The following is a 24,821-nucleotide window of genomic DNA, read 5'->3' on the forward strand; positions in this document are numbered from 1 at the left end:
GCCAATGCAGCACGCGAGGCAGCGCTTGCGGTCCGGCAGTCCCAGGCTCAGGGCTTCAGGCAGATGGTGACCAAGGCACTGGCGTCGGTCACGGCGTGGACCGCGTGCACCGTGTGCCGGGTGAGGAACAGCAGGGCGCCGGCTTCCAGCCGGACGCTGCGCGCCTCCAGCTGAATGTCGAGGCTGCCCTCGAGGCAGTGGATCGTGACCTCTCCGGGCACCTTGTGCTGCGGGAAGGATCGGCCCGCCAGCAGGACCAAGCGCAGGATCTCGAGATCCTCCGACTTGAACAGGGCCGAAGTTTTCGCGTCCGCAAGGCGCGGCCCCAGTGGGCGTACGTCGAGGGCCTGGCCGGGTGATGCATGTGCAAGTGCCATGTGAATCCTTCCGCAGTCCGGGGGGGAATGTGCAGCGAGTGGTACCGATTTCAACCATTTTTCCTGTGCCTGGCAACACCGGGGGAATGCCGGGTCTGGATGCCCTAAAGCGGGGTTTCAGGGGGGGCGAGGCCCGGTGCAGCGCAGTCATGCATGGCTTCGGATGTGAGCCTCCCCGCAAAAAAAAAAAGACCCTGCAAGCAGGGCCCAAGGTGCCACTCTCAAAAACCAAGGACCTAGGCCAGTGCCTCGATACGCGGGTAAAACTCGCGGTTCTCGCGCTGCATGCGGGCGTGCAGGCGGCGCAGCACATCGTTGGCATCGGCCCGGAACCCTTCGGGGTCCGCGCGCAGGCGCTGGGCGGTGTTCCAGCGGCGGACAAAGGCGTCATAGGCCTCGGCCAGCTGCGCCATTTCGTCCTGGTACAGCTGCCCCATGTGCGCCATATCGGCATCGTGGCTGCGCTGCAGGGCTGGGTACAGGGCCTGGTCCTCCACGGCCAGGTGCAGCTTGATCACGGCGCTCATCCCCACAATGCCAGCGGCAATCCCGGGTGCGTTCGGGGCCACGCCCGCATGGGTGAGTTGGCGCAGGGCGGCCAGGCGCGCCAGGATGTCGGCGTGCTGGTGCTTGAGTTTGTCGATCTGCATTCGAGGGTCCTCCCGCCGCGTGTGCCCCCGGGAGGGGGCACGCGCGGTCTTTCTTTCCATCGTTGTTATTTCGCCGGAATGACGGTGGGGCTGGGGCGCGAGGCGGCCGAGGACCCGCGCACGCCGCTGACCACCTGCCAGGCCATGGCCACGGCACCGACGATGAACACCACGTCACCGAAGGTGCGCACCCAGCGCAGCGTTTCCAGCAAGGGCTGCTGCATGAAAGCTTCGCTGCGGGCCCACCACAGGCCTTCGCTCACGCTGGCGTGGAACTGCAGGATGCCGATGGGCAGCAGGCTGGTGGCGATCATCAGCACCAGGCCGCCGTTGAGGCACCAGAAGGCGGTTTTCATCAGCCCTTCGCTGAACACCAGTTGCGGGCGCACATAGCGCAGCACCATCAAGGTAAAGCCCAGGGCCAGGAAGCCGTACACCCCGAACAGCGCGGCATGGGCGTGCAGCGGCGTGGTGTTCAGGCCTTGCACGTAGTACAGCGAGATGGGCGGGTTGATCATGAAGCCGAACACCCCGGCACCCAGCATGTTCCAGAAGGCCACGGCCACGAAGCACATCAGCGGCCATTTCACCTGCTGCATCCAGGGCGCACGACGTTGCAGGCGCCAGTTCTCCCAGGCCTCATGGCCCAGCACGATCAGGGGCACCACTTCCAGCGCGCTGAAGGCGGCGCCCACGGCCATGACCGGGGTGGTGGTGCCGGCGAAGTACAGGTGGTGGAAGGTGCCAGGAATGCCGCCCAACAGGAACAGCGAGGCCGAGGCTAGGCTGGCGGTGGTGGCCATGCGGCGCGAGACTAGGCCCATGCTGGAGAAGACGAAGGCCAGGCCGGTGGTGGCGAAGACCTCGAAGAAGCCCTCGACCCACAGGTGCACCACCCACCAGCGCCAGTACTCCATGATGGTCAGGCTGGTGCGCTCACCGTAGAACAGACCCGCGCCGTAGAACAGGCCGATGGCACCGCACGAGCAGGTCAGCAGGGCCAACAGGTTCTTGTCTTCACCATTGCGGGCCAGCAGTGCCGGCAGCACGCCGCGCAGCATCAGCACCAGCCACAGCAGCATGCCCACCCATTTCAGGATTTGCCAGAAGCGGCCCAGGTCCACGAATTCGTAGCCCTGGTGGCCCAGCCAGAAGTTCCACTCCGGCGGCATGATCTGGGCGATGGCCAGGTAGTTGCCCACGAAGGAGCCAACGCAGACAAAGACCAGCGCCCAGAACAGCACGTCCACACCCAGCTTCTGGAACTTGGGGTCCTTGCCGCCATTGATCACCGGCGCCAGGAACAGGCCCAGCGCCAGGAAGCCCGTGGCGATCCAGAACAGGGCGCTCTGGATGTGCCAGGTGCGGGTGAGCGAATAAGGGAACCACTGCGACACGTCGATGCCGTAGAACTCCTGGCCTTCCACCGTGTAGTGCGCGGTGAAGCCTCCCAGCATCACCTGGAAGATGAACAGACCGGCCACCAGCAGCAGGTATTTGCCCAGGGCCCGCTGCGAGGGCGTGAGGGCAAAGCGGGTCAGCGGGTCCTGGGCCGGTGCGGCCGTGTCCTCACCGTCCTGGTGGCGCAGGAAGGACCAGCCCCAGACCAGGAAGCCCACGCCGGCCAGAAGGATCACCACGCTGGCAATCGACCAGACCACGTTCTCGCTGCTGGGCACGTTGCCGATCAGTGGCTCGTGCGGCCAGTTGTTGGTGTAGGTGACCTTGCTGTTGGGGCGCTCGGTGGCGGCGGCCCACGCGGTCCAGAAGAAGAACTTGGTCATCTGTGCCCGGCGTTCGGCGCTGGGCAGGGTGTTTTCCTTCATGGCAAAGCTCTCGCGGCTGCCGCGCAGGGCGGGAGCGTCGGAGAACAGCTGGTCGTAATAGGCCGCCGTCTGGGCCATGGCCTGGGCACGGCGCTCACTGACGGTCAGCGTGTCGCCGGCCCCCACGCGGTTGCCACGGTACTCGGCCTGCAGTTCGGCGCGCAGCGCGGCCTGGGCGGCCACGTCCAGATCGCCGTAGGGCTTGTGGTGGCGCTCCTGCGCGGCCATCTCCAGCCAGGCGCTCAGCTCGCGGTGCAGCCAGTCGGCCGTCCAGTCGGGTGCCTGGTAGGCACCATGGCCCCAGATGGAGCCCAGTTGCATGCCCCCCACCGACTGCCAGGCGGTCTGGCCATCGAGGATGTCGTCCTGGCCAAAGAGCTTGTGCCCCTGGGCGGTGACCACCTGGGCAGGAATGGGCGGCGCGGCGCGGTAGATGTCGGCACCCAGGTAACCCAGCAGCGAAAACATCACGATGCACAGGCCGATCAGGGTGAACCAGTGTTTTTTGTACGGACCCATGGTGGAGCCTCCCAATCAATGTTCACAGCACCTGCGCGGGCGCGAAGCGCTCGAACAGGATGTTGTTTTCGGTGTGGATGTGTTGGATCAGGTCGTCGCGGAAGCTGCGCAGGCCGGTGTAGAGCGCACGCCAGGTGGTGCAGGCGTCGCGCGGCGGGGTGATGCCCTGGGTCAGCGCATCCAGGCGGTGCAGCTCGTTGCCATGGTCGTCGTGTTCGGCGCGCATGGCCGCGATCGGCATGTTGGCCATGCCGCCGCGGCCCTGCGTGATCATCGGGAACAGCACCAGCTCTTCCTTGCGCATGTGGCTGTCCAGCTCCTGGGCCATGGCCTCCAGGTGGTCGGCCAGACCATTCGGGCAGTCCTCGCGGTCGCCATGCACCTGCTCCACGCGGCGCGCCAGGCGGATCAGCTCGGGCAGTTGCTCGCGGTGCACGGCGTGGTAGCGCACCAGCAGGTGCGCGATCAGCTGCGCATCGCTGGCGCTGCTCCAGTCCTGGGCAGGCTCGGGGGTAGCGCGCTGCTCCAGCGCTTGCAGCGCCTCAACCAATGGCTGGGGATCGATGCCCAGGCTTTGCGTGGCGGTGCGCAGGCTGCGGTTGCCCGCGCAGCAGAAATCCAGCTGGTGGGCATCGAACAAGCCGGTGGCGCCAGGAATGCGGCGGGCCAGCTGGCCCAGGGATTGTTCCAGGTAAGACATGGAGGGTGTCCTCATCAAGGTGTCGGAGGGGGGAAGGCAGCCCCGAGCCGGGGCTGCCGGTGATATGGCGCGCTGCGCAGGGTCAGAGCGCGCCGGAGTGGTAGACGCCGGGGGTGCTGTCGCCGGTGACTTCGAGCACACCGACGGCGCCCTTGCCGGTGCGTGACAGGGCGTGGTCCACCAGCAGGTAGCTGCCGGGGTGGTCCATCTTCAGTTCCACGATGGTCGCGCCACCGGGGGCGACCAGGGTGGTCTGCACGCTGTGCTTGATGGTGTTCAGGGCGGCTTCGCTGTAGACCTTGTCGAACACCTCGCCAATCACGTGGAAGGACGACACCTTGTTGGGGCCGCCGACCCCGAAGTAGATGCGCACGGTCTCGCCCACCTTGGCCTGCATCTTGTGCGTCTTGCTGAGGGCGCCCACGGCACCGTTGAAGACGTAGTAGCTGGGCAGTTCATCGGACATCTTCTGCAGGTCCACCTCCTGGTGCCCCTTGGCGCCAATCGGGCGCTGGGTGTACATGTCGCCCTGCATCACATAGAACTCGCGGTCCACCTTGGGCAGGCCTTGTTCGGGCTCGACCAGGATCATCCCGTACATGCCGGCCGCAATGTGCTGCGGCACCAGCGGGGTGGCGCAGTGGTAGACGAACAGGCCGGCGTGCAGGGCCTTGAAGGTGATGGTCTTTTCCTGGCCGGGGGCGACCTGGGTGTCGGCACCCCCACCGTGCCCCCCGGTCACGGCGTGCAGGTCGATGGAGTGGATGGCCTTGCTGTCCTTGGAATTGGCCAGCGTCAGCTCGATCGTGTCACCGATGCGGGCGCGCAGCATCGGCCCGGGCACCTGGCGGTTGAAGGTCCAGTAGGTGAAGCTGGTGTCGTCGTCCAGCTTGCCGGGCAGCTCCACGGTTTCCAGGCGCACCTTCTGGACCCGAGGCGCATGCGCAGCCATGGGGGCGGGCAGCTTGTTCGGGTCGGCGGCAATGCTCACGGCCGCGGGGTCTGCAGCCCGGAGCGGGGTGGCTGCAGGGGCATACAGCGCCACGGCCGCGTTGCTGCTGGTGGTGGCGGCCGGCAGCGATTCCCCCGACACCTTGAGGGTGCCGAACATGCCCACCTGCCGGTGGCCTGGGATGGAGCAGTAGTACTGGAATTCCCCGGCCTGGGTGACCTGGAAGCGCAGCTTCTGCTTTTGGGTGGCGCTGAACTTGGGCGAAGCCACACCCAGCTCGTCAATGATGAAGTCGTGCTCCGCGCCTTCGCCACTGAACAGCTCGATCTCCACGGTGTCGCCTACGGCCACATGCAAGGTGGGGTTGGCCACTCCCTTGTCATCCACGTAGACCATCTTGCCGTCCACCACATTGGTGTGCAGCACAAAGCGCTTGACGGCCTGCGGGGCCTTGGCCGCCGAGGCCGCAGGGTGGGCCTGGTTGGGGGCGGCCTGCAGCACGGGGGCGGTACCTGCCAGGGTCAGTGCACACAGGGCCAGAGAAAGTGCGTTCAGAGAGAGCTGTTTCATGGTGAATATCTCCGAGAGGTGAGGGCGGATTTGCCGTCACCCGGATCCATGCATGGAACAGGCCAGAAAAAAATTAAACAAAAACAAATGTTTACATGGATCAAGGTCATAACTACCCTGATGCCTTAGGGTTGAAACAACCCGCGAAAGGTAGTTTTCACCATGAATCCTCTGCACGCTTTGTTGCTGACCGATCTCTCCATGGAGTTGCCGATTGCCGTGCGCCTGCAGCGCATGGTCGAGCTGTTGCGCATGCATTTCGGCTGCGGGGCCGTGGCGCTGCTGGGCCTGGACAAGGAAACCAGCAGCCTGCGGCCCGTGGCGGTGGAGGGGCTGTCGCGCGATGCCTTGGGGCGACGCTTCCCGATTGCCGACCACCCTCGCCTGGCGACCCTGCTCAAGCGTGTGGGCGAGGTGGTGCGCTTTGCGCATGACAGCAGCCTGCCGGACCCCTACGACGGCCTGGTGATCGAGCAGGCGGGCCAGCCCCTGGATGTGCACGACTGCATGGGCGTGACGCTGGAGGTCGAGGGCCAGTGCTGGGGCGTGTTGACGCTGGACGCATTGACCGTGGGCACCTTTGCGGGCAAGGCCGTGCGCGACCTGGAGCAGCTGGTGCCCCTGATCGAGGCCGCCGTGCGCGTGACCCGGCTGGAGACGGCGCTGCGCGGTGCGCGCCAGTCGGCCGGGACGGTGGCGGAAAGCCTGGTGGCACGCCCCGAGGGCGAGATCATCGGCGACAGCCCGCCCCTGCAGCGCTTGCTCAAGGAGCTGCAGGTGGTGGCCGACACGGAGCTGCCCGTGCTGTTGCTTGGTGAGACCGGGGTGGGCAAGGAGCTGTTTGCCCGCCGCCTGCACCAGATGTCACGCCGCAGCGCCAGGCCCCTGGTGCACGTGAATTGCGCGGCCCTGCCCGAGGCCCTGGCCGAGAGCGAGCTGTTCGGCCACGCGCGCGGTGCGTTCTCGGGGGCGATCACCGACCGTCCCGGACGCTTCGAGGCCGCGGAGGGCGGCACCCTGTTCCTGGATGAGGTGGGGGAGCTGCCTCTGTCCATCCAGGCCAAGCTGTTGCGGGCTCTGCAGAACGGCGAAATCCAGCGTCTGGGCGCGGACCGCCCGCGCAAGGTGGATGTGCGCATCATCGCCGCCACCAACCGCAATCTGCAGGAACGGGTGCAAGAGGGCAGTTTCCGCGCTGACCTGTACCACCGGCTGTCGGTCTACCCGGTGCCGATTCCACCACTGCGCGAGCGCGGCCACGATGTGCTGCTGCTGGCGGGCTTCTTTGCCGAGCTCAATCGCGCCCGGCTGGGCCTGCGCAGCCTGCGGCTGTCGGCATCGGCCGAAGACGCCATGCGCCGCTACCCCTGGCCCGGCAATGTGCGCGAGCTGGAGCACGTCATCAGCCGTGCTGCACTCAAGGCGCTGAGCCACGGCGCGCAGCGCAGCGAGATCGTCACGCTGGAAGCCGACTGGCTGGGACTGGATGTCCAGCCCCAGTTGCCCTCGGCCCTGCCGTCCGCCGTGCCCCCGGTGGCACCGGGGCTCTCCCTGCGCATGGTGGTGGATGAGGCGCAGCGAGCCGCCATCCGGCAGGCGCTGCAGGCCTGCCACGGCCAATGGGCACAGGCCGCGCGCGCGCTGGAGCTGGATCCCAGCAACCTGCACAAACTGGCCAAGCGGCTGGGGATGAAGTCGCCATAGGCTGCGATCGCCAGGCTTTCGGGGGGACAACGGCCCGCAGCCGGTTCCGACGAACATGGGGGCTCGCGGAGGCGCCTGCACCTGCACGGCCTACGCCCACCGGTGCCCTTGGAACTTGCCGCAGTGCGCGCGGCTATACCCCATCAATGGGTCACGGGTGCCAATGGCTGACCCTGGCCGGCGTGGTGGTCGTGCCGGTGTTGCCGGCCAGTTCGTAGGACAGTTGATTGGCCGCCGCAATCACCGTCGGCGCTATCTCCTCCAGCCTTTGCTGCGACAGGCGTGAGGCCGGACCTGACACGCACACCGATCCCAGCAACCGCCAGTGCTTGCCGAAAACCGGGGCGGAAATGGTGGCCACCCCTTGTTCACGCTCGCCGATGGACCAGTGATAGCCGCGCTGGCGGATGTCTTCGTACAGCTCGCCGGGCTCCCCGGAAAAGGCCAGGATCACGCGTCCGGGTGACCCCCGGTCCAGCGGTAGGCCTTCGCCCATGCGGGCATGGTGGCGCAAGGCCTGGGGACCTTCGACACGCACCAGGCAGGTTCTCACATTCCCTTCCCGGACATAGAACGCGGCACTTTCTCCGCTGGCCAGGGTCAGTGCGCGCAGCGCAGGTTCCAGCACGTTCTGCACGTCGAAGCCGGCCTGGTAGCGTGCGCCCAGCCAGCCTGCCGCAGGGCCCAGGCGCCAGTCCCCATCCTCGCGCTGCACCAGATAGCCCGACAGGGCCAGGGTGCGGGCGATGCGCAGCACCGTGGTCTTGTGCAGCTGGCAGCGACGGCTGAGTTCGGCCAGTGGCAGGTGGGACTCTCCCAGGGCAAAAGCATCCAGCACCTGCATCGCGCGCAGGACTGCCGTCACGCTGCCGGTCGAGGGGGGCTGGTTGTCATCGGCATCGCTCGGCAGAGCTCCTGCGGAGGGGGGGGCCTGGACCGAGGTCGCGTCAGCGCGCGGCGGTGTGCGGCGGTGGGAAGGGTTGCTCATGGTGGAATTGGTTTCGCTGTTCGAAACGTCATTGTACGCAGCGAAACTTTTTTCTACAGTCGTGCACCACCTGGCGCAAAGACCGGGCGGATATTCCAAAACACAAGACGGAGACAACGAATGACCATCACGAAACGAGTCCTTTCCACGCCAGCACGCCTGTGCACCTGGGTGTTTGGCGCCGCCCTGCTGGCCACGGCCGCGGTGAGTGCCCAGGCGCAAGCCACCTACCCGGCCAAGCCCATCCGCTTGATCGTGCCTTTCCCGCCCGGTGGCGGCACGGACATGATTGCGCGTTCCGTGGCGCAAAAAATCACCGAGAAAACCAGCTGGAACATCGTTGTCGACAACCGCCCCGGCGCGGGGGGGAACCTGGGGGTGGATGCCGCCGCCAAGTCCATGCCCGACGGCTACACCCTGGTCATGGGTCAGACCAGCAACCTGGCCATCAACCCGGCCTTGTACAAGAAGCTGCCCTATGACCCGCTGAAGGACCTGGTGCCCGTGGCCCTGGTGTCATCCTCGCCCATCCTCATGGTCAGCGGTGCGGGTACCTCCTTCAAGTCGATGGCCGAAGTGCTCAAGGTTGCCAAGGCCAAGCCGGATGTAATCACCGTGGGCTATTCCGGCAACGGCACGGTGGCCCATCTGGCGGTGACGCAGGTGGAGCAGGCCACCGGCATCAAGCTGCGCCACATTCCCTACAAGGGGATCGCGCAGGCGATCACGGATTTGTCCGGCGGGCAAATCGATCTGTTCGTGGGCTCGATTCCCTCGCTGATCGGTCAGGTGCGCAATGAAAAGCTGCACCCCTTGATGGTCACCTCCAAGCAGCGCTCGGGCCAGCTGCCCTCGACCCCGACCATGTCCGAATCGGGCAGCCAGAACTTTGAGGCCATCACCTGGTTCGGCATCCTGGCGCCGGCGGGCACCCCCGACGCGGTGGTGCAAAAGCTGAACACCGCCATCAACGCCGCCCTGGCCGAGCCGGACGTTGCCGAGAAATTGCGCTCCGAAGGCGGCGATGTCCTGGGCGGTAGCACCAAGGACTTCGGCCAGTTGCTGCAAGCCGAAGTGCCGCGCTGGGCCAAGATCGTGAAGGACTCGGGCGCCAGCCTGAACTGAGCTCGCATTCGTTCTCGATGCGAATGGACATCGACATGCATCGCGACAGCCAGGCCAGGTCCGTACGCTTCTCAGCGGGCACTGCAGCGCCCCGCACGGCACTCCCGGCGGGCGCTTGTGACTGCCATGTGCACGTCTACGACAGCCGCTTCCCGGCGACCCCGGGGGCCAGGCTGCTGCCGCCCGATGCCTCGGTACAGGACTACCGCGCTTTGCAACAGCGCATTGGCACCACGCGCACCGTGCTGGTCACACCGTCCACCTACGGCACCGACAACCGCTGCATGCTGGAAGCACTGGCCTCTCTGGGGTCCGAGGCCCGGGGCGTGGCAGTGATCGACGGCAGCGAGAGTGATGCCGAACTGCAGCGCCTGCATGCCCTCGGCGTACGCGGCGTGCGACTGAATCTGTCGCTCGGCGTGTCGGGTTCGGTGGACTTGTTGCGGCCGCTGGCGCACCGCATCGCCTCGCTGGGGTGGCACCTGCAGTTGCTGATGGCGCCGGACATGCTGGTCACGCAGGCGAAGGTGTTGCGCCAGCTTCCGGTGCCTGTGGTGTTCGATCACTTCGGGCGCATCGCTCCCAGGCTGGGCGGTCGACACCCCGCCCATGCCCTGCTGCTTGATCTGCTGCAGGGCGGGCAAGCGTGGATAAAGTTGTCCGGCGGCTACATCGTGAGTGAACACTACCTTGTGGACGACCCGGCGCTTGATGCGCTGGCCGCCGGCTACCTGCGCGCCGCACCCCAGCGCGTGCTGTGGGGCAGCGACTGGCCGCATGCCACAGCCTCATCTGGGTTGCAGCCCATGCCGGACGACGCCAGGCAGATCGACCGCTTGAATGACTGGGTCCAACAAAACGGGGGCCCCACCACGCTGCAGTGCGTGCTGGTGGACAACCCGGCGGCACTGTACGGCTTCGCGCCTCTTGCGTCCTCATAACAACCATCCGGAGACAAACATGAACGTATCGACTGCCACCTCTTTCTCACCGGGTCGCACACGCCGCATCCTGATCACTGCCGCAGGCGCTGCGCTGTTGGGGCTGCTGTCTGTGTCTCCAGCGCAGGCACAAGGAGACTGGCCCGCCGGCAAAGTCATCACCTGGGTGGTGCCGTATCCACCGGGCGGCAGCACCGACGTGCTGGGGCGCAACGTGGCGCAACGCGTAGGCATGTCCCTCGGGACGAACGTGATCGTGGACAACAAGGCAGGGGCCACAGGCACCATCGGTGCTGCCTACGTCGCCAAGGCCGCACCGGACGGCTACACCGTGCTTGGCACCTCCATCGGCCCGCAGGCCATCGCGCCGCATTTGTTGGGCAAGCTGCCTTACGACCCCATCGCCGGTTTTGAGCCAGTGGTGACCATCGGCACCATTCCGCACATTTTGGTGGTAGGGGTGAACCAGCCGTTCCAGACAGTGGCCGAGCTGGTGGCCGCAGCCAAGGCCCAGCCGGGCCAGTTGGCCTATGCCTCGGGCGGCAACGGCACCATCTTGCAGATGCAGGGGGAATTGCTGCAGCAGCAGACGGGCGCACGCTTCATCCACGTGCCCTACAAGGGCGATACGCCTGCCCTGCAGGACACGCTGGCGGGGCAGGTGCAGTTCATGTTCGCGCCCGTGGCCGCCGCGCTGCCCCACGTGCAGGCCGGCAAGCTGCGGGCATTGGCCGTCACCTCGGGCCAGCGGCTCAAGGCGCTGCCCGCTGTGCCCACCATGGGCGAGGTCGGGATGAAGGACTTCGTGGTCGAGCAGTGGCAGGCCGTGTTTGCGCCCGCCAAGACGCCGGCTGCCGTGGTGCAGCGCCTGAACCACGAAATCAATAACGCCCTGAAGGACCCGGCCGTCGTGTCCCTGGCCGACAAGCTGGGAGTCACGCTGGTCGGCGGTACACCCAAGCAACTGGGTGACCTGCAGAAGGCCGATTCCGCCAAGTGGGCCAAGGTCATCAAAGACGGAAACATCAAAGCCGAATAAGGAGTTTGGTCCACCCGCCACCGCTGCCGTCGTTGCCAGCAGTGCCCAGTGAACCGCGACTGAACCGTTGCCGCTGTGGCGTCAGCCATGCCACTTTTTCTTTTATTTCACCCAATGAGCATCACCATGAGCCAACTTCCCGAAGTCATCCGTGACATCGAACGCGTCAGCGCCGATGTCGTTGCCAAAGCCAGTACCTTCCAGGCTGCCATCCTGGCCGACGTGGCAGGCCGCCGCGGCACCATGCACGCCCGCGTCGCCCCCGTGCACCAGGACATGAAGGTGGCAGGCCCCGCCTTCACCGTCGAGGTGCGCCCCGGCGACAACCTGATGATCCACGCCGCCATCGCGCTGGCGAAGCCTGGTGACGTGCTGGTGATCGACGGCAAGGGCGACCAGACGGCCGCCCTGATGGGCACGCTGATGCTCAGCGCCTGCAAGAAGATTGGCCTGGCCGGCGTGATCGTCGACGGTGCCATCCGCGACAAGCTGGAAATCCTGGACCTGGACTTCCCCGTGTTCAGCGCCGGCTTCAACCCCGCCGGTCCCACCAAGTACGTGCCCGGTCGCATCAATCACCCCATCTCGGCCGGCGGCACCGTGGTGAACCCCGGTGACCTGGTGGTGGGCGACGCCGACGGCGTGGTCGTGATCGAACGCGCCAAGGCGCCCGCCATGATGGCCCTGGCCGACAAGAAGGTGGCCGACGAGGCCGCACGCATCGAAGCGATTGCGCGTGGCGACACGGCATCGAAGTGGCTGCCCGCCGCACTGCGCGCCGCCGGCGTGCTGAAGGAAGGAGAATCGCTGTGAGCACCAAACCCGCCCTCATCATCACAGGTGCCGATTTGGCGCAACAGGCGCTGGACCTGCTCACCAGCTACGAGATCGTTTACGCCGGCAAGGCCCCCACCGAAGAGGACATGGTGGCCTTGTGCAAGCAGCACGACCCCGTGGCCATCATCGTGCGTTACGGCAAGGTGGGCGCGGCCGTGATGGACGCGGCCCCGTCGCTCAAGGTCATCTCCAAGCACGGTAGCGGCACCGACACCATCGACAAGGTGGCTGCCAAGGAACGCGGCATCGAGGTGGTGGCCGCCGTGGGTGCCAACGCCGCCGCCGTGGCCGAACAGGCCCTGGCACTGTTGCTCGCCTGCGCCAAGTCGGTGGTGCAGCTCGATGCCCGCATGCACGCCGGCCACTGGGACAAGGCCACGCACAAGAGCCTGGAACTGGGTGGCCGCACCGTGGGCCTGGTGGGCCTGGGCGCCATCGGCCTGCGCTTCGCCAAGATGGCCGATGCACTGGGCATGCGCGTGATCGGCTTCGACCCGTTCGCCAAGCACTTGCCGGACTATGTGCAAAGCGTTCCGCTCGAAACCATCTGGCGCGAGGCCGATGCCATCTCGCTGCACTGCCCGCTGACCGACGAGAACCGCGACATGCTGAACGCTGCCACGCTGGCGCAGTGCAAGCCCGGCGTGATCGTGGTGAACACGGCGCGCGGTGGCCTGATCGACGAAGCTGCCCTGTTGGACGCTGTGCGTTCCGGCCAGGTGATGGCTGCTGGCCTGGACAGCTTTGCGGTGGAGCCGATGACGGCCGGCCACCCGTTCCAGGGCGAGCCGCACTTCATCCTCAGCCCCCACATCGGTGGCGTGACCAGCGATGCCTACGTCAACATGGGCGTGGGTGCCGCGCAGAACCTGCTGGCCGTGCTGGCGCGCACGCCCGCGGCAGCGCCGACCTGAGCGGCACCGCCTGCGGGGCCCCGGTGAGCGGGGGGCCCGCAGGAATCCAGGGGCCGGGCACCGCATCCGGCACCTTTCCACCACCAGAGGCTGCCGCCTGCGCAGCCCGGGACAGGAGACATCCATGCTTCGTGCTTTCAAGCCAAAACAGCCTCTGGCGCTTATCTATCAAGCGCTGGTAGCTGCACTATCGATAGCGTCTGCGGGCGGTTTCGCGCAGGCCGCCACCTACCCGGCCAAGCCGGTCAAGCTGGTGGTGGGCTTTGCGGCCGGGGGGCCCACCGACGTGGTGGCCCGCGCCTTTGCCGACCATGCCAGCCGTGCCCTGGGGCAGACCTTCATCGTCGACAACAAGCCCGGCGCCAACACCATCCTGGCGGCGCAGGCGGTGGCCAGCGCCCCGGCCGACGGCTACACGCTGCTGTTCGGGGCGACCAACCACACGATGATCCCGGGCCTGTACAGCGGGCGGGTGAAATTCGATGCGGTGACATCGTTCAAGCCGCTGTGCACGGTGGCCACCAGCCCCACGGTGCTGGTGGTGGGGCCCGGCCTGCCGGTGAAATCGCTGACCGACTACATGGCCCGTGCGCGCAAGGAGCCGGGCCGCACCACCGCCGGCACGGCGGGCGTGGGCAGCTCGGGCCACTTCGCCACGGAGATGTTCGCGCGGGCCAACCACCTGCAGCTGAACCACGTGCCGTACAAGGGCGCGGCGCCGGTGGTCACCGACCTGATGGGGGGGCAGCTCGACAGCTCGTTCGCCACGCTGGGGTCGGTGCTGCCGCAGATCCGCAGTGGCAAGCTCACGGCACTGGCCGTGGCCTCGCCCAAGCGCTCGGCCCTGCTGCCCGAGGTGCCGACCTTCGCCGAGTCGGGCGGCGGCCAATATGCGGCCGATGCCTGGTATGGCGTGCTGGCCCCCGCCGGCCTGCCGGCCCCGATTGCGCAGCAGCTGGAGCGGGTGGTGCGCGACTTCGCCGGCAGCGCCGCCACCGTCGAGAAGCTGTGGGGCCTGGGGCTGGAGGCCGACGCCACCTGTGGCCCGGCCTTTGCCAGCCAGGTCGAACGCGAAGTCGCCACCTACACCCAGATCGCCCGCGCGCTGGACCTCAAGGCCGACTGAGTCCGGCCCCCCGCGGCCCGTGCTTGCATTTTTACAACCAGGAGACACCCACCATGCCCCGATTCATCCGACCCCTCATCGCTGCCTGTGCCTTGGCGGCCACGTTGGCGCACGCTGCCTTCCCCGAGCGCACCATCACCATGGTCGTGCCCTATGCCCCCGGCGGGGCGGCCGACGCCGTGGCCCGCGTGATTGCCACGCGCATGGGCGCCAAGCTGGGCACTAGCGTGATCGTGGACAACAAGGCCGGCGCCAGCGGCACCATTGGCGCGGGCTTTGTCGCCAAGGCCCCCGCCGATGGCTACACCATGCTGTACGACGCCACGCCGCACTCCATCAACCCGCACCTGTTCCCCAAGATGCCGTATGCGGCGAATGCGCTGCAGCCGCTGTCGCTGGTGCTGCTGGCGCCCAATGCGCTGATCGTGAAGGCCGAATCGCCGTTCAAAAACGTGAACGACCTGATCGCCAAGGCCAAGGCCGAGCCGGGCAAGCTGAACTTCGCATCCGGCGGCAGCGGCACCGTGCAGCGCCTGGCGGCGGAGCTGTTCCGCCAGAAGCTCAACCTGGACATGGTGCACGTGCCCTACAAGAGCGGCGGCCCGGCGATTGCCGATGTGATGGGTGGGCAGGTGGACTTCATGTTCGGCACCGTGGCGGCCACCTATCCGCTGATTGCCGGTGGCAAGCTGCGCGCGCTGGCCGTGTCGGCCCCCGAGCGTTCCAAGCGCCTGCCTGAGGTGCCGACCGTGGCCGAGGCCGCGATCCCCGGCTATGAGGCCTACGAGTGGAACGGCGTGTTCCTGCCGGCCGGCACGCCTGCGCCCGTGGTCGCCAAGCTGCAGCAGACCCTGGTTGACGTGCTGAAGGAAGACGAGGTGAAACAGCGCCTGTCGGACCTGGGCGCGCAGGCCGTGGGGTCGAGCCCTGCCGACTTCGCCACCTTCCTGCGGCAGGAAGAGGCCAAATGGGGCGAGGTGGTGCGCAAGGGCCAGATCAAGCTGGACTGACTGGCGCACCTTGGGGCCCTGCGGGCCGTCCCCCGCTGTCGACGCGTTGCGCGCGACGGGCAAGGGGAGGGCGCCTTGGCTGCAGGGCGACCCTGGCTGGGCGCCGGCGGGCAGGGGATGCGTCCCATGCCTGCTACGGGTGCCCCCCAACCCTCTTTGCCGCTGAATACGGATGACCTTGCCTGATCTTTCCGCTCCCGTGCCGCATTCGGTCGGCGTCAACCGGCCATCGCGCGCGCTGCCTGCGCGGGCCTGCGACAGCCACATGCACATCTTTGATGCGCGTTTCGCGCCATCGCCGCATTGGCCACGCACGCCGCCGGTGGCCCCGGTGGCGGCTTACCGGCAACTGCAGCAGCGCCTGGGCACATCGCGCACGGTGGTAGTCACGCCCTCGACCTATGGCACCGACAACGCCTGCACCCTGGATGCGCTGGACCAGTTCGGCGACGATGCCCGCGGCGTGGCCGTGGTGGCACACGATGTGGCCGCGGCTGAGCTGGACCGCCTGCATGCGCGCCGGGTGCGTGGCCTGCGCGTGAATTTCGTTTCACCCCAATCCTGGGGCGAGACCACACCCGAAATGCTGACCACCCTGGCACGCAAGGTGGTGCGCCTGCCGGGCTGGCACCTGCAGGTTTTCATGCACCCGAAGCAGATCGTGGCGTGGGCCCGCGTGCTGGCCGCGCTGCCCGTGCCGCTGGTCATCGACCACCTGGGCCGCATCGACCCGGTCCAGGGGCCGGCCGCCGAGGCCTGTGGCACGCTGCGCCGGCTGCTGGATGGCGGCAACACCTGGGTCAAGCTATCGGGGGCCTACATGCGCTCCACAGTGCACGGCCCCAGCTATGCCGACACGCTGCCTCTGGGCCGCGCCCTGGTGCAGGCGGCGCCCGAACGGCTGGTGTGGGGCAGCGACTGGCCGCACACCACCGAGGCCCCGGGCACGGTGAACGACACCGACCTGGTGGACCTGCTGCAGGCCTGGTGTGGCGCCACGGCGGTCATGGACCGCATCCTGGTGGACAACCCCGCCCAGCTCTATGGCTTCGGCCACTGTTGACAATTTCATCGCCGGTCCTGACCCTGGGCACTGCACGCCCAGCCCGGTCAGGCCCTGATTCCATCCCGAAGAAAGCTGCTTTCATGTTTTTGCTGCACCCTCCCGAAGTCCGTGAACTGGACACGTTCAGCACCATGCCCGATGCCTTCCGCCGTGCCCAGCGCAGCGCCTGGGCCGATGCCAACCGGGGCGGCACCATCACCGATTCCTTCCTCGAAGGCCCGGTGCTGGACGAGGCCGGCCACCTGTACGTGACCGACATCCCCTGGGGGCGCATCTTCCGTATCGATGCACAGGGCGCCTGGAGCCTGGTGGCCGAGTACGACGGCGAACCGAATGGCATGAAGTTCCTGCGCCCCGGCACCCTGCTCATCACCGACTACAAGAACGGCCTGATGCAGCTGGATGTGGCCAGCGGCACCGTCACCCCGTTCCTGGAGCGGCGCAACAGCGAGCGCTTCAAGGGCGTGAACGACCTGGTCTTCGATGCCGAAGGCAACCTGTACTTCACCGACCAGGGCCAGAGCGGCCTGCACGACCCCAGCGGGCGCCTGTACCGCCTGCGCCCGAATGGCCAGCTCGACCTGCTGCTGCACAACGTGCCCAGCCCGAATGGCGTGGCCCTGTCGCCCGATGGCCGTGTGCTGTACCTGGCGGTCACCCGCGGCAATTGCGTGTGGCGCGTGCCCCTGCTGCCCGATGGCAGCGTGGCCAAGGTCAGCCAGTTCTTCACCTCGTACGGACCCAGTGGCCCGGACGGTCTGGCGGTGGACGCCCAGGGCCATGTGCTGGTGGCCAACCCGGGCTTGGGCTACGTCTGGGGGCTGAACCACCGGGCGGAGCCGGTGCAGGTGCTGCGCGGCGTGCCGGGCAGTTCGACCACCAACCTGGCGTTTGGCGGCACCCAGCGCACGCAGCTCTTTGTCACCGACTCCACGCACGGCCGCATTCTGACCACCGTGCTGGACACCCCTGGGCTGCCGATCCACCGCGGTCCCGCGGGCTGAGTCCGTCGAACGATGGGGGGCAGAAGTCCACGGTGGGCAGCGTCTGCACACAGGGTCACCAGCATCGGTGCCAGTGCCAGGCCGCCTTTCCGGGTGCTGCATGCAGCCAAATGTTGCATAAAATGCATGGAAAGTCGCTTAGTGCTTGAGCAGCATGCTATGCATTAAAAAGCGTTTCGGGGCGTGATCGGTATAAGTCGTGGGGCCGCATTCGTCCGGCGAAGTCGAAGCCCTGGTTTTCCAGGCGAGGGGCAGTTGTGCCCGAGCATCGCCTCGGACCACACCGACCGCAAGCTGGAAGCCCACAGCGTGGCCTTGTCCAAGCAGGTCTGCGCCAAGCCCGCGGCCACCGATGCCTGGCTGTACGCCGATGTGGCGGACCACATCGATGCCCTGGTCCTGCGCTCGTGGATCGTGGAAGATGGCGAGCGCAAGCCCTACCAGGATGGCAGCATGGCCACGTTGCGCACCCCCGAAGACCTGATCCAGGGCTATCTGGGGGCGACCGGTGCCACGGCGTTTGCCGAAGGTCATGTCATGACCTGCGGTACCGTACCGGCCATCGGGGGTATCCGCCCCTCTCAGAATTTCGAGATGGAATTGCACGACCCCGTGCTGCAGCGCTCGCTGCGCCACCGTTACGAAGTTCAAGTTTTGCCCGAAGTCGCCTGATAAAACCGCCATGACCACGACCTCCCTCGAACGCACCCGCGCCGCTTTGCAGGCGATTGCCGATGCTGGCGCCGAAGGTGCGCGCATCTTCACCCAGGTGTATGCCGACACGGCCTTGCAGGCCGCCGCGGCGGCCGATGCCCGCGCGGCCGCCGGCATTTGCCTGGGGCCTCTGGATGGACGCATCGTGTCCGTCAAGGACCTATTTGATGTGGCGGGAGAGACCACGACTGCGGGCTCCAAGGTGCGGCATACGGCAGCGCCGGCCGAGCGTGATGCCGTGATCGTGCAGCGCCTGCGTGCTGCGGGCGCAGTCATCATCGGCAAGACCAACATGACCGAGTTCGCGTTCTCGGGCATCGGCATCAATCCGCATTACGGCACGCCGGGCAATGCCCGGGATGCAGCGCGCATTCCGGGGGGCTCTTCGTCCGGGGCCGGCGTGGCCGTGGCGCGGGGGATGTGCGAGATCGCCATCGGTTCGGACACCGGCGGTTCCATCCGCATTCCCGCAGCCTTGAACGGGGTGACCGGGTTCAAGCCCACGCAGGCCCGGGTGCCACGCGAGGGGGCGTTCCCGCTGTCGTTCTCCCTGGATACGGTGGGTCCGCTGTCGCGCAGCGTGCTGGACTGCGCCCAGACGGACGCCGTGCTGGCCCAGCAGCCCTGGCCGCCCCTGGTGCCACGCACGGTGGCGGGCCTGCGCGTGGCGGTGCCACGTGGCCTGCTGTTCACCCAGGCCGAGGACCAGGTGCTGGCCGCGTTCGAGCAGACCCTGGCCGGGCTGCGCGCTGCCCAGGTGCGCACCACGGATGTGAGTCTGGACACTTGGCTGGGCGCACCGTTCCAGTTGCAGGAGCAGGGCACGCTGATCGCTGCTGAGGCTGCACACATCCACCGCGAGCTGCTGGCTGCGGGCCAGACCGACCAGTTGGATGCGCTGGTGCTGTCGCGCATTCGCCGCGGCGAGACCATCACGGCCGCCCATTACGTCGGGGTGCAGCAGGCCCGGGCGCAGCTGCAAACGCAGCTGGATGCCGCGCTGGCCGACTTTGACCTGCTGGCCCTGCCGACCGTGCCGGTGGTGGCGCCGACCATCGAGAGCCTGGACGACGCCGACACCTTCCACCGCACCAACATGCTGGTGCTGCGCAATCCCTCGGTGTTCAACTTCTACGATCTGCCCGCGGTCTCGCTGCCCCTGCCGCGCGCCGCCGGGGAACTGCCCGTCGGCCTGATGCTGGTGGGCAAGCGCCACGGCGACCGGGAGCTACTGTCCGTGGCGGCCGCGGTGCAGTCCTCTTTAACGGCTTGATGCTGTGTTGATTGCACCCAGCGCGCAGGGAGCGTAGCAGTCCGCCACGGCGTCGGACAGATGCGATGTGCCTGGGTTTCGATTGACAAAACACGCCCCCAGAGCTTGTGCCGCCTGGGGGCGATGGAGTAGCGTATGCGGTAGGCTCTATTCAGAGCTGCTGGAAAGGAGCTATGTCCCGCAGGGAGGAGCCCCCTCCAACCTCTGCCAAACCGCGCTTCAGCGGTGGCAAAGAGTCCACGTTCTTAAGGCTAAGGTCTAGATGCTTTGCCTGCGGGTCACTCTGTCAGCGCAGGCACTGCAGCATGCGAGCGGCGCTGCATCAAGCTGGGCACCAGAGCTTCTGCATGGGGTGTGTACATGGAAGACGTGGCTGCGTTCAGCTTGAAGATGGCTACGGCACGGACCAATTGCTGGGCTTGCTGGTTCAGGCTTTCAGCGGCGGACGCAGACTCTTCGACCAGCGCTGCGTTTTGTTGGGTCACTTGATCTAGTTGCACCACGGCGTTGTTGATCTGATCGATCCCGGACGTCTGCTCCAGGGTGGCCGCATTGATTTCAAGGATCAGGTCTGTCACACGGCGAACCTGTTCCACGATGTCCTGCATGGTGTTGCCAGCAGCATTCACCAGTTGCCCCCCCGCTGCGACTTTTTCCACGCTGTCGCCGATCAATGCCTTGATTTCCTTGGCTGCATCGGCGCTGCGTCCTGCCAGGCTGCGGACCTCGGAGGCCACCACGGCGAATCCGCGCCCTTGTTCTCCCGCACGGGCAGCTTCAACGGCTGCGTTCAGTGCGAGGATGTTGGTCTGGAAGGCAATTCCGTCGATCACGCCAATGATCTCCGAGATCTTTTGGGACGAGGCATTGATCTCCTCCATCATGTGCACGACCTGCTGCACCACCTCTCCGCCCTTGGTGGCCACGCCGCTGGCTGATTGCGCCAACTGCGCAGCCTGCTTGGCGGTGTCGGAGTTGTTGCGCACGGTGCTGGAGAGCTCTTCCATTGAGGCTGCAGTTTCTTCCAGGTTGCTGGCTTGCTCCTCCGTGCGCTGCGACAAGTCGGCGTTGCCCATGGCAATCTGGTTGGCTCCGGTGGCAATGCTGTCGCTGCTGCTGCGTACCGATTGCACGACGTTGCGCAACGATGCCTGCATGTGTTGCATGGCGTCGACCACGCTGCCAGGGCGCGCGCGCGAGTTGTCGATGGGGGTGCTCAAGTCGCCTGCGGCGATGGCGCTCGCGGCGTTGGCCACATCCACAGGCTCGCCCCCCAGTTGCTGTGTGAGCCAGCGGGTGAGCAGCACACCAATCGCCACGCCAGTCACCATGCCGCCGAGGGTCAGGCTGATCAAGAGCATCCGGATACCTGCATAAATGGCATCGGTCTCGCTGCTGAGCCTGTCGGCATTGGAGCGCTTGCGTTCGACCAGCTCGGTCATCAGGTCGTCGGCCTTGTTGGCAAGAGGGCGCACTTCCGTGAAGAGCAGGTCGGTGGATGCGCGGCGTTCGTTCACGCTTTCCGCCTGCAACAGTTGCGCCACTTTCTTTGTGCCTGCTTCGAAGGCTTGCACGGCCTGGCGCGTGTTCTGGAGCAAGTTTTTCCCTTGTTCCGTGACGAAGGTGTTTTCTGCTGTCGCCAGTTCTTTGTAAATCCGGGTCATGCGCTCGTTCAGAGCGCGAAGATTGCTGTCGCGTTCCTCGGTGGTGTGCGACAGGATGGCATTCTGGATGGATCGGTTGGCCGCAATCAGCTGGATATTGGCCTCGGCTACATGCCGCAGACCTACAGTCTCTCGCTCGTACATTACTTTTGCCAGATCATTGATCTGCGCAGATTTGAGAATGCCCTGGATGCCGATGATTCCTCCGATGATGGAAACCAAAAGAAATCCAGCAATCAGCTTGGTGCCGACTTTGAGTGTCTTGAACCATTCCATATGTCTTCTCCTTCATGAATAGCAGGCTTGTGGAACATGGCCGCAAGAACCCTTGTAAGGAAGGAACTGCTGTCTACGGATGGACGCAAGGGAGGCAGAACGCCCCGTGTGGGATGTCCGTGGGCACGCTCGTGTCGGCGTACTGAATCGCGGGCACCGACGCTTTTGCGCACGGAATGCCGTGAAGCTGCTTGTGGTACACCGCCTAGCGTTTCAGTTGCACCAGTTGCTTTCCAAACATCGTTGATCGGGCGTATTCATGCGGCGCACGCAGCGAGATGGTGCAAAGTGTTTTTATTGTATCTTTGCGTTACATTTTGGGGCGATGACCTTGTATTTCCAAGGCTTTGGCATTAATGCGGCCAAGTCTGGTGCGGCATATCCCTGTCATTCGCATTCTGGGGGCACGGGCTCGCTAGGCGCGCTATGCCGTTATCCCCAAGCGTACGTGACGCAGCCGACAAACCGGCTGCGGTGAGGCTGCATGCTTTGTCGATGGCAGCGTGGTGACACAAGCCTGCGGCCATAGCGAGGTTGGACGGGCAAGCCATCTTTGTGACTGCGGTGGTGCTGCCTGGTAAAGGAGGTGCTCCTGGGCGATGGTGCAAGCAGTGCCTTTGCGGGGCATCGGCATATTGGGTTGTGCCGCTTGTGATCTCCATGCCTGCTGCGCATGCGGTGTGCACGGCGCTGAACTCGGGATGCTGATGACAGGGCCGCGAGGCCAACCCCGAAGGGCTGGCGCCCGCCTGGGACTGAGGCGCGGGGCGCTCCCCCGCCGCCGTGCAGCGTCAGTCGCGGGCCTGGGCCACGGCGTGGGCCAGGCGCTGCACGGCCTGCTCGATCTGCGGCACATCCGGCGCGGCGAACGACAGGCGCATGGTGTGGCGGTCCGGTGCGTGTGGGAAGAACGCCTGCCCCGGCACGTACAGCACCTGGGCGGCCACGGCCGCATCAAACAGGCGCTGCGGGTCGATGCCGTGGTCGATCTGGGCCCAGACAAACATGCCGCCTGCCGGTGGGCTGCAGCGGATGTGGCCGGGCAGGTGCTGCTGCAAGCCCTGCACCAGGGCCTGCATGCGCTGCTGGTAGGTGGCGCGCGCGCGCTCCACGGTGGCCGGGTAGCGGCCGCTGTGCAGGTAGCATGCGGCCATGGCCTGGGTCAGCGGTGCAGTGCACAGGTCCACGGTCTGCTTGGCGATGGTGCAGCGGCGCAGCACGGCGGCATCGCCCAGCATCCAGCCCACGCGCAGCGCCGGCGCCACGGTCTTGGACAGGCTGGACAGGTAGAGCACCGGGTTGCGCGCGGCACCCCCCGCCTGCTGGGCGGTGGCGTAGACGGTGGCGGGTGGGGGCGTTGCGTCCCCGCCGGCGGCATCGAAGCGCAGCTCGCCGTAGGGGTCGTCCTCAACCACCCAAAAACCATAGCGCTGTGCCAGCTCCACCAGGGCGCTGCGGCGCGCTGCACTCAGCAAGGTGCCGCGGGGGTTGGAGAAATTGGGCACCGTGTACAGCAGCTTGGGCCGCTGTGCGGCGGGCAGCTCGGCCAGCAACTGCGCCAGGGCTTCGGTCTGCAGCCCCTCGGCGTCCATAGGCACCGGCACGATGTGCGCCTGCGCCAGGCGCAGGGCCTGCAGGGTGGCGGGGTAGGCGGGCACTTCCACCAGCACGGTATCGCCGGGTGCCACCAGCACGCGCACCACCAGGTCAAACGCCTGCTGCGAGCCGGTGGTCACCAGGATGTCGCTGGCGGCGGCCGCCATGCCGCGCGCCTGGCATTGGCCGGCCAGGGCTTCGCGCAGCGCGGGCAGGCCTTCGGTGGCGCCATATTGCAGCAGCGCCGGGCCCTGGCCCAGGGCCTGGGTGGCCGCGGCCGCCAGTCCCTCGGCATCGAACAGGCTGGGCGAGGGATAGCCGCCCGCCAGGGAAATCATGCCGGGGCGGCTGAGGTAGGGGAACAGCTCCCGGATGGGCGAGCCAGCGGGCTCGGCAAACAGCGGGGCGAAGGCGGCCATGCCGTCCGCCGTGGAAGGGGTGTGCATACAGGGCAATCCAGTCAGGTGGCGGCCGGATCGCTCCGGCCGCCGGGGCCAGGCGGGGCGTTCAGGCGGCCACGGCGCCCAGGGCGGCGCGCACGGCGTCGATGGAGCGCTGCTGCGCCTGCGCGTACAGCGCGATCTCGTCGAGCACCGGGGCGCCGAGGTCGGCCTCGAAGGCCTGTTGCGCGGCGTGGGCCTGGTAGTGCTTTTGCTCATCCCCGCCCAGGTTGGACTGGAAGATGCCGGCCGCGCTCACGGGCAGGAAGTCTTCGTAGGTGATGGGGTCGGCCTGCACCAGTCCCTGGGCCAGCAGTTGCTCCAGGTCGGCGTCGGCCGCCAGGTCGCCCGCCTGCGTCTGGCCCTGGGCCGTCAGGCTGTAGCGGTAGAAGGCTAGGCCCTGGCGGCGCAGCTCGGCGTGGTTGTCGGGGAACTGGGCGAAGGCCTGCGCCAGGCGCGTGGGGTAGTCGGCCGCGGCGCTACCGGCATTGCCCATGCTGCGCACCTCGCCCAGCAGGCGGTCGTACAGGGCGCGGCCCTGGTGCGTCAGGGCGACGCCGCGTTGCTCGATCTCGCCGAAGCGCGCGGTGTGCGCGCCGGCATGGTCCGCACCGGCATCGGTGAAGCGCACGGCCTCCTTGAGTGCTTTGAAGCTGGTCTGGCGCAGCAGGATGGGACAGGCGCGGCGCGGCGGGCCTTCGACCACGTCCTTGGCATCCATGCCGCGCGCGGGCATGGCGGCCTGGGCCGCGTCGATGTCCAGGGTGCGCGGGGTCAGGTGGTTGATGTGCGGGCCCTTGAAGCACACCACATCGGCCACCAGGCGGTGCGATTGCTGCAGCGCCGCGTAGGTGGCCGCATCCACGGTGGCCGCGCTGTGCCAGCGGAAGGTTTCCAGCGCTTCCTGCACGAAGCGGTCGGCGTCGGTACTGTCCAGGCCGCCGGCGGCTTCGGCCTGCGCGATCAGCTCCAGCACGCCGGGGGTGAAGATGTTGCGCCGCGCCAGGATGGCGGCCGCCTGCGCGCGCAGGGCCGGGTCGGCGATCAGCTCCAGGCGCAGCAGCGAGGTGAAGACGCGGAACGGGTTGGCCAGCAGGGCCTCATCCGTGACGGGGCGGAAGGCGGTGGAGTGCACGGGCACGCCTGCCACCGACAGGTCGTAATAGCCGACGGGCTGCATGCCCATGACGGCAAACAGGCGGCGCAGCGTGGCCAGCTCCTGGGCCGTGCCCACGCGGATGGCGCCGTGGCGCTCCACGTCCAGGCGCGGCAGCTCGCCGCTGTGCGCCATCTGCGCCTGCAGGGCGGCGTCGGCCTGCAGCACCTGGGCATTGATGTCGGCCACCAACTCCACCAGCGTGCCGTACTGGGGCACCTCGGTGCGGTACATCTCGGACATGGCGCGCGAGAAGCGGGTGCGGATCTCGTCGCTGGAGACCAGGTGGGCAGGATGGCCAGGTTCAGGCTGCCGCCCTGGGGGTTGGCCTTGAAGCCCAGCGTGGCACTGGCG

General features: G+C 66.9%; 20 protein-coding genes and 1 pseudogene. 12 read left to right on the plus strand and 9 right to left on the minus strand.

The features are described 5' to 3' along the window. Positions 1 to 47: 47 nt before the first annotated feature. From FYM52_RS10765 to nirK, 5 genes are all read right to left on the minus strand, one after another. Complete coding sequence (locus FYM52_RS10765; RefSeq protein WP_042414899.1) at positions 48 to 377, minus strand: cupin domain-containing protein; 330 nt, start codon at positions 375 to 377, stop codon at positions 48 to 50. A gap of 236 nt (positions 378 to 613) precedes the next feature. Next, the gene (locus FYM52_RS10770; protein WP_154164087.1) at positions 614 to 1,027 is read right to left on the minus strand and encodes a hemerythrin domain-containing protein; all 414 of its coding nucleotides are present in this window, start codon (positions 1,025 to 1,027) and stop codon (positions 614 to 616) included. Between the two features lie 65 nt (positions 1,028 to 1,092). Further along, positions 1,093 to 3,372 carry a nitric-oxide reductase large subunit gene (locus FYM52_RS10775; protein ID WP_154164088.1) on the minus strand — a complete coding sequence of 760 codons (2,280 nt, stop codon included), beginning with the start codon at positions 3,370 to 3,372 and terminating at the stop codon, positions 1,093 to 1,095. Positions 3,373 to 3,394: 22 nt separating this feature from the next. Beyond that, positions 3,395 to 4,072, minus strand: coding sequence for an iron-sulfur cluster repair protein YtfE (ytfE, locus tag FYM52_RS10780; protein ID WP_154164089.1), 678 nt, complete (start codon positions 4,070 to 4,072; stop codon positions 3,395 to 3,397). 82 nt (positions 4,073 to 4,154) lie between these two features. Beyond that, positions 4,155 to 5,594, minus strand: coding sequence for a copper-containing nitrite reductase (nirK, locus tag FYM52_RS10785; RefSeq protein ID WP_154164090.1), 1,440 nt, complete (start codon positions 5,592 to 5,594; stop codon positions 4,155 to 4,157). Positions 5,595 to 5,756: 162 nt separating this feature from the next. On the opposite strand from nirK, the gene norR reads away from it, so the two are divergent. Then, positions 5,757 to 7,298, plus strand: coding sequence for a nitric oxide reductase transcriptional regulator NorR (gene norR, locus FYM52_RS10790; protein ID WP_154164091.1), 1,542 nt, complete (start codon positions 5,757 to 5,759; stop codon positions 7,296 to 7,298). 151 nt (positions 7,299 to 7,449) lie between these two features. Here the strand turns inward: norR and FYM52_RS10795 are convergent, their stop codons facing one another. After that, complete coding sequence (locus tag FYM52_RS10795; protein WP_154164092.1) at positions 7,450 to 8,286, minus strand: IclR family transcriptional regulator; 837 nt, start codon at positions 8,284 to 8,286, stop codon at positions 7,450 to 7,452. 120 nt (positions 8,287 to 8,406) lie between these two features. Here FYM52_RS10795 and FYM52_RS10800 point away from each other — a divergent pair, with 120 nt between their 5' ends. From FYM52_RS10800 to FYM52_RS10850, 11 genes and pseudogenes are all read left to right on the plus strand, one after another. Continuing rightward, a complete protein-coding gene (locus tag FYM52_RS10800) occupies positions 8,407 to 9,411 on the plus strand; it encodes a tripartite tricarboxylate transporter substrate binding protein (RefSeq protein WP_154164093.1) in 1,005 nt (334 codons plus the stop codon). Between the two features lie 35 nt (positions 9,412 to 9,446). Then, positions 9,447 to 10,352 carry an amidohydrolase gene (locus tag FYM52_RS10805; protein WP_154164108.1) on the plus strand — a complete coding sequence of 302 codons (906 nt, stop codon included), beginning with the start codon at positions 9,447 to 9,449 and terminating at the stop codon, positions 10,350 to 10,352. A 19-nt stretch (positions 10,353 to 10,371) separates the two neighbouring features. After that, on the plus strand, positions 10,372 to 11,391 hold the full coding sequence (locus tag FYM52_RS10810) for a tripartite tricarboxylate transporter substrate binding protein (protein WP_154164094.1): 1,020 nt from the start codon (positions 10,372 to 10,374) through the stop codon (positions 11,389 to 11,391). 126 nt (positions 11,392 to 11,517) lie between these two features. Then, a complete protein-coding gene (locus FYM52_RS10815) occupies positions 11,518 to 12,204 on the plus strand; it encodes a diguanylate cyclase (RefSeq protein ID WP_042414969.1) in 687 nt (228 codons plus the stop codon). Further along, a complete protein-coding gene (locus FYM52_RS10820; protein WP_162524699.1) occupies positions 12,201 to 13,142 on the plus strand; it encodes an NAD(P)-dependent oxidoreductase in 942 nt (313 codons plus the stop codon). The genes FYM52_RS10815 and FYM52_RS10820 overlap by 4 nt, the downstream gene beginning before the upstream one ends. Before the next feature lie 124 nt (positions 13,143 to 13,266). Continuing rightward, complete coding sequence (locus FYM52_RS10825; RefSeq protein WP_154164095.1) at positions 13,267 to 14,268, plus strand: tripartite tricarboxylate transporter substrate binding protein; 1,002 nt, start codon at positions 13,267 to 13,269, stop codon at positions 14,266 to 14,268. 53 nt (positions 14,269 to 14,321) lie between these two features. After that, entirely contained in the window at positions 14,322 to 15,278 is a 957-nt protein-coding gene (locus FYM52_RS10830) for a tripartite tricarboxylate transporter substrate binding protein (protein ID WP_154164096.1), read from the plus strand. 172 nt (positions 15,279 to 15,450) lie between these two features. After that, the gene (locus FYM52_RS10835) at positions 15,451 to 16,341 is read left to right on the plus strand and encodes an amidohydrolase (protein ID WP_154164097.1); all 891 of its coding nucleotides are present in this window, start codon (positions 15,451 to 15,453) and stop codon (positions 16,339 to 16,341) included. A gap of 83 nt (positions 16,342 to 16,424) precedes the next feature. Next, positions 16,425 to 17,348 carry an SMP-30/gluconolactonase/LRE family protein gene (locus tag FYM52_RS10840; RefSeq protein WP_154164098.1) on the plus strand — a complete coding sequence of 308 codons (924 nt, stop codon included), beginning with the start codon at positions 16,425 to 16,427 and terminating at the stop codon, positions 17,346 to 17,348. Positions 17,349 to 17,547: 199 nt separating this feature from the next. Further along, positions 17,548 to 18,020 (plus strand): annotated as a pseudogene (locus FYM52_RS10845) (DUF2848 family protein); the annotation flags it as partial. A gap of 10 nt (positions 18,021 to 18,030) precedes the next feature. Then, positions 18,031 to 19,335: an amidase gene (locus FYM52_RS10850; RefSeq protein ID WP_154164099.1), complete on the plus strand. Its 1,305-nt coding sequence runs from the start codon at positions 18,031 to 18,033 to the stop codon at positions 19,333 to 19,335. Between the two features lie 278 nt (positions 19,336 to 19,613). On the opposite strand, the gene FYM52_RS10855 is transcribed toward FYM52_RS10850, so the two are convergent. From FYM52_RS10855 to FYM52_RS10865, 3 genes are all read right to left on the minus strand, one after another. After that, the gene (locus tag FYM52_RS10855) at positions 19,614 to 21,275 is read right to left on the minus strand and encodes a methyl-accepting chemotaxis protein (protein WP_154164100.1); all 1,662 of its coding nucleotides are present in this window, start codon (positions 21,273 to 21,275) and stop codon (positions 19,614 to 19,616) included. A gap of 791 nt (positions 21,276 to 22,066) precedes the next feature. Beyond that, complete coding sequence (locus FYM52_RS10860; protein WP_238826178.1) at positions 22,067 to 23,317, minus strand: PLP-dependent aminotransferase family protein; 1,251 nt, start codon at positions 23,315 to 23,317, stop codon at positions 22,067 to 22,069. A gap of 61 nt (positions 23,318 to 23,378) precedes the next feature. After that, the gene (locus tag FYM52_RS10865) at positions 23,379 to 24,752 is read right to left on the minus strand and encodes a VOC family protein (RefSeq protein WP_255446799.1); all 1,374 of its coding nucleotides are present in this window, start codon (positions 24,750 to 24,752) and stop codon (positions 23,379 to 23,381) included. Positions 24,753 to 24,821: the final 69 nt, after the last annotated feature.

Source organism: Comamonas sp. CAH-2, from assembly GCF_009668305.1.
GTDB lineage: Bacteria > Pseudomonadota > Gammaproteobacteria > Burkholderiales > Burkholderiaceae_C > Comamonas > Comamonas aquatica.

Coding starts and splice junctions, on each gene's coding strand:
- ytfE (WP_154164089.1), bottom strand. CDS start 4,072: ATGTCTTACCTGGAACAATCCCTGGGCCAGCTGGCCCGCCGCATTCCT.
- FYM52_RS10795 (WP_154164092.1), bottom strand. CDS start 8,286: ATGAGCAACCCTTCCCACCGCCGCACACCGCCGCGCGCTGACGCGACC.
- FYM52_RS10825 (WP_154164095.1), top strand. CDS start 13,267: ATGCTTCGTGCTTTCAAGCCAAAACAGCCTCTGGCGCTTATCTATCAA.
- FYM52_RS10840 (WP_154164098.1), top strand. CDS start 16,425: ATGTTTTTGCTGCACCCTCCCGAAGTCCGTGAACTGGACACGTTCAGC.
- FYM52_RS10765 (WP_042414899.1), bottom strand. CDS start 377: ATGGCACTTGCACATGCATCACCCGGCCAGGCCCTCGACGTACGCCCA.
- FYM52_RS10835 (WP_154164097.1), top strand. CDS start 15,451: ATGACCTTGCCTGATCTTTCCGCTCCCGTGCCGCATTCGGTCGGCGTC.
- FYM52_RS10805 (WP_154164108.1), top strand. CDS start 9,447: ATGCATCGCGACAGCCAGGCCAGGTCCGTACGCTTCTCAGCGGGCACT.
- FYM52_RS10770 (WP_154164087.1), bottom strand. CDS start 1,027: ATGCAGATCGACAAACTCAAGCACCAGCACGCCGACATCCTGGCGCGC.
- FYM52_RS10830 (WP_154164096.1), top strand. CDS start 14,322: ATGCCCCGATTCATCCGACCCCTCATCGCTGCCTGTGCCTTGGCGGCC.
- FYM52_RS10860 (WP_238826178.1), bottom strand. CDS start 23,317: ATGCACACCCCTTCCACGGCGGACGGCATGGCCGCCTTCGCCCCGCTG.
- FYM52_RS10810 (WP_154164094.1), top strand. CDS start 10,372: ATGAACGTATCGACTGCCACCTCTTTCTCACCGGGTCGCACACGCCGC.
- FYM52_RS10815 (WP_042414969.1), top strand. CDS start 11,518: ATGAGCCAACTTCCCGAAGTCATCCGTGACATCGAACGCGTCAGCGCC.
- FYM52_RS10855 (WP_154164100.1), bottom strand. CDS start 21,275: ATGGAATGGTTCAAGACACTCAAAGTCGGCACCAAGCTGATTGCTGGA.
- FYM52_RS10850 (WP_154164099.1), top strand. CDS start 18,031: ATGACCACGACCTCCCTCGAACGCACCCGCGCCGCTTTGCAGGCGATT.
- FYM52_RS10800 (WP_154164093.1), top strand. CDS start 8,407: ATGACCATCACGAAACGAGTCCTTTCCACGCCAGCACGCCTGTGCACC.
- nirK (WP_154164090.1), bottom strand. CDS start 5,594: ATGAAACAGCTCTCTCTGAACGCACTTTCTCTGGCCCTGTGTGCACTG.
- FYM52_RS10775 (WP_154164088.1), bottom strand. CDS start 3,372: ATGGGTCCGTACAAAAAACACTGGTTCACCCTGATCGGCCTGTGCATC.
- norR (WP_154164091.1), top strand. CDS start 5,757: ATGAATCCTCTGCACGCTTTGTTGCTGACCGATCTCTCCATGGAGTTG.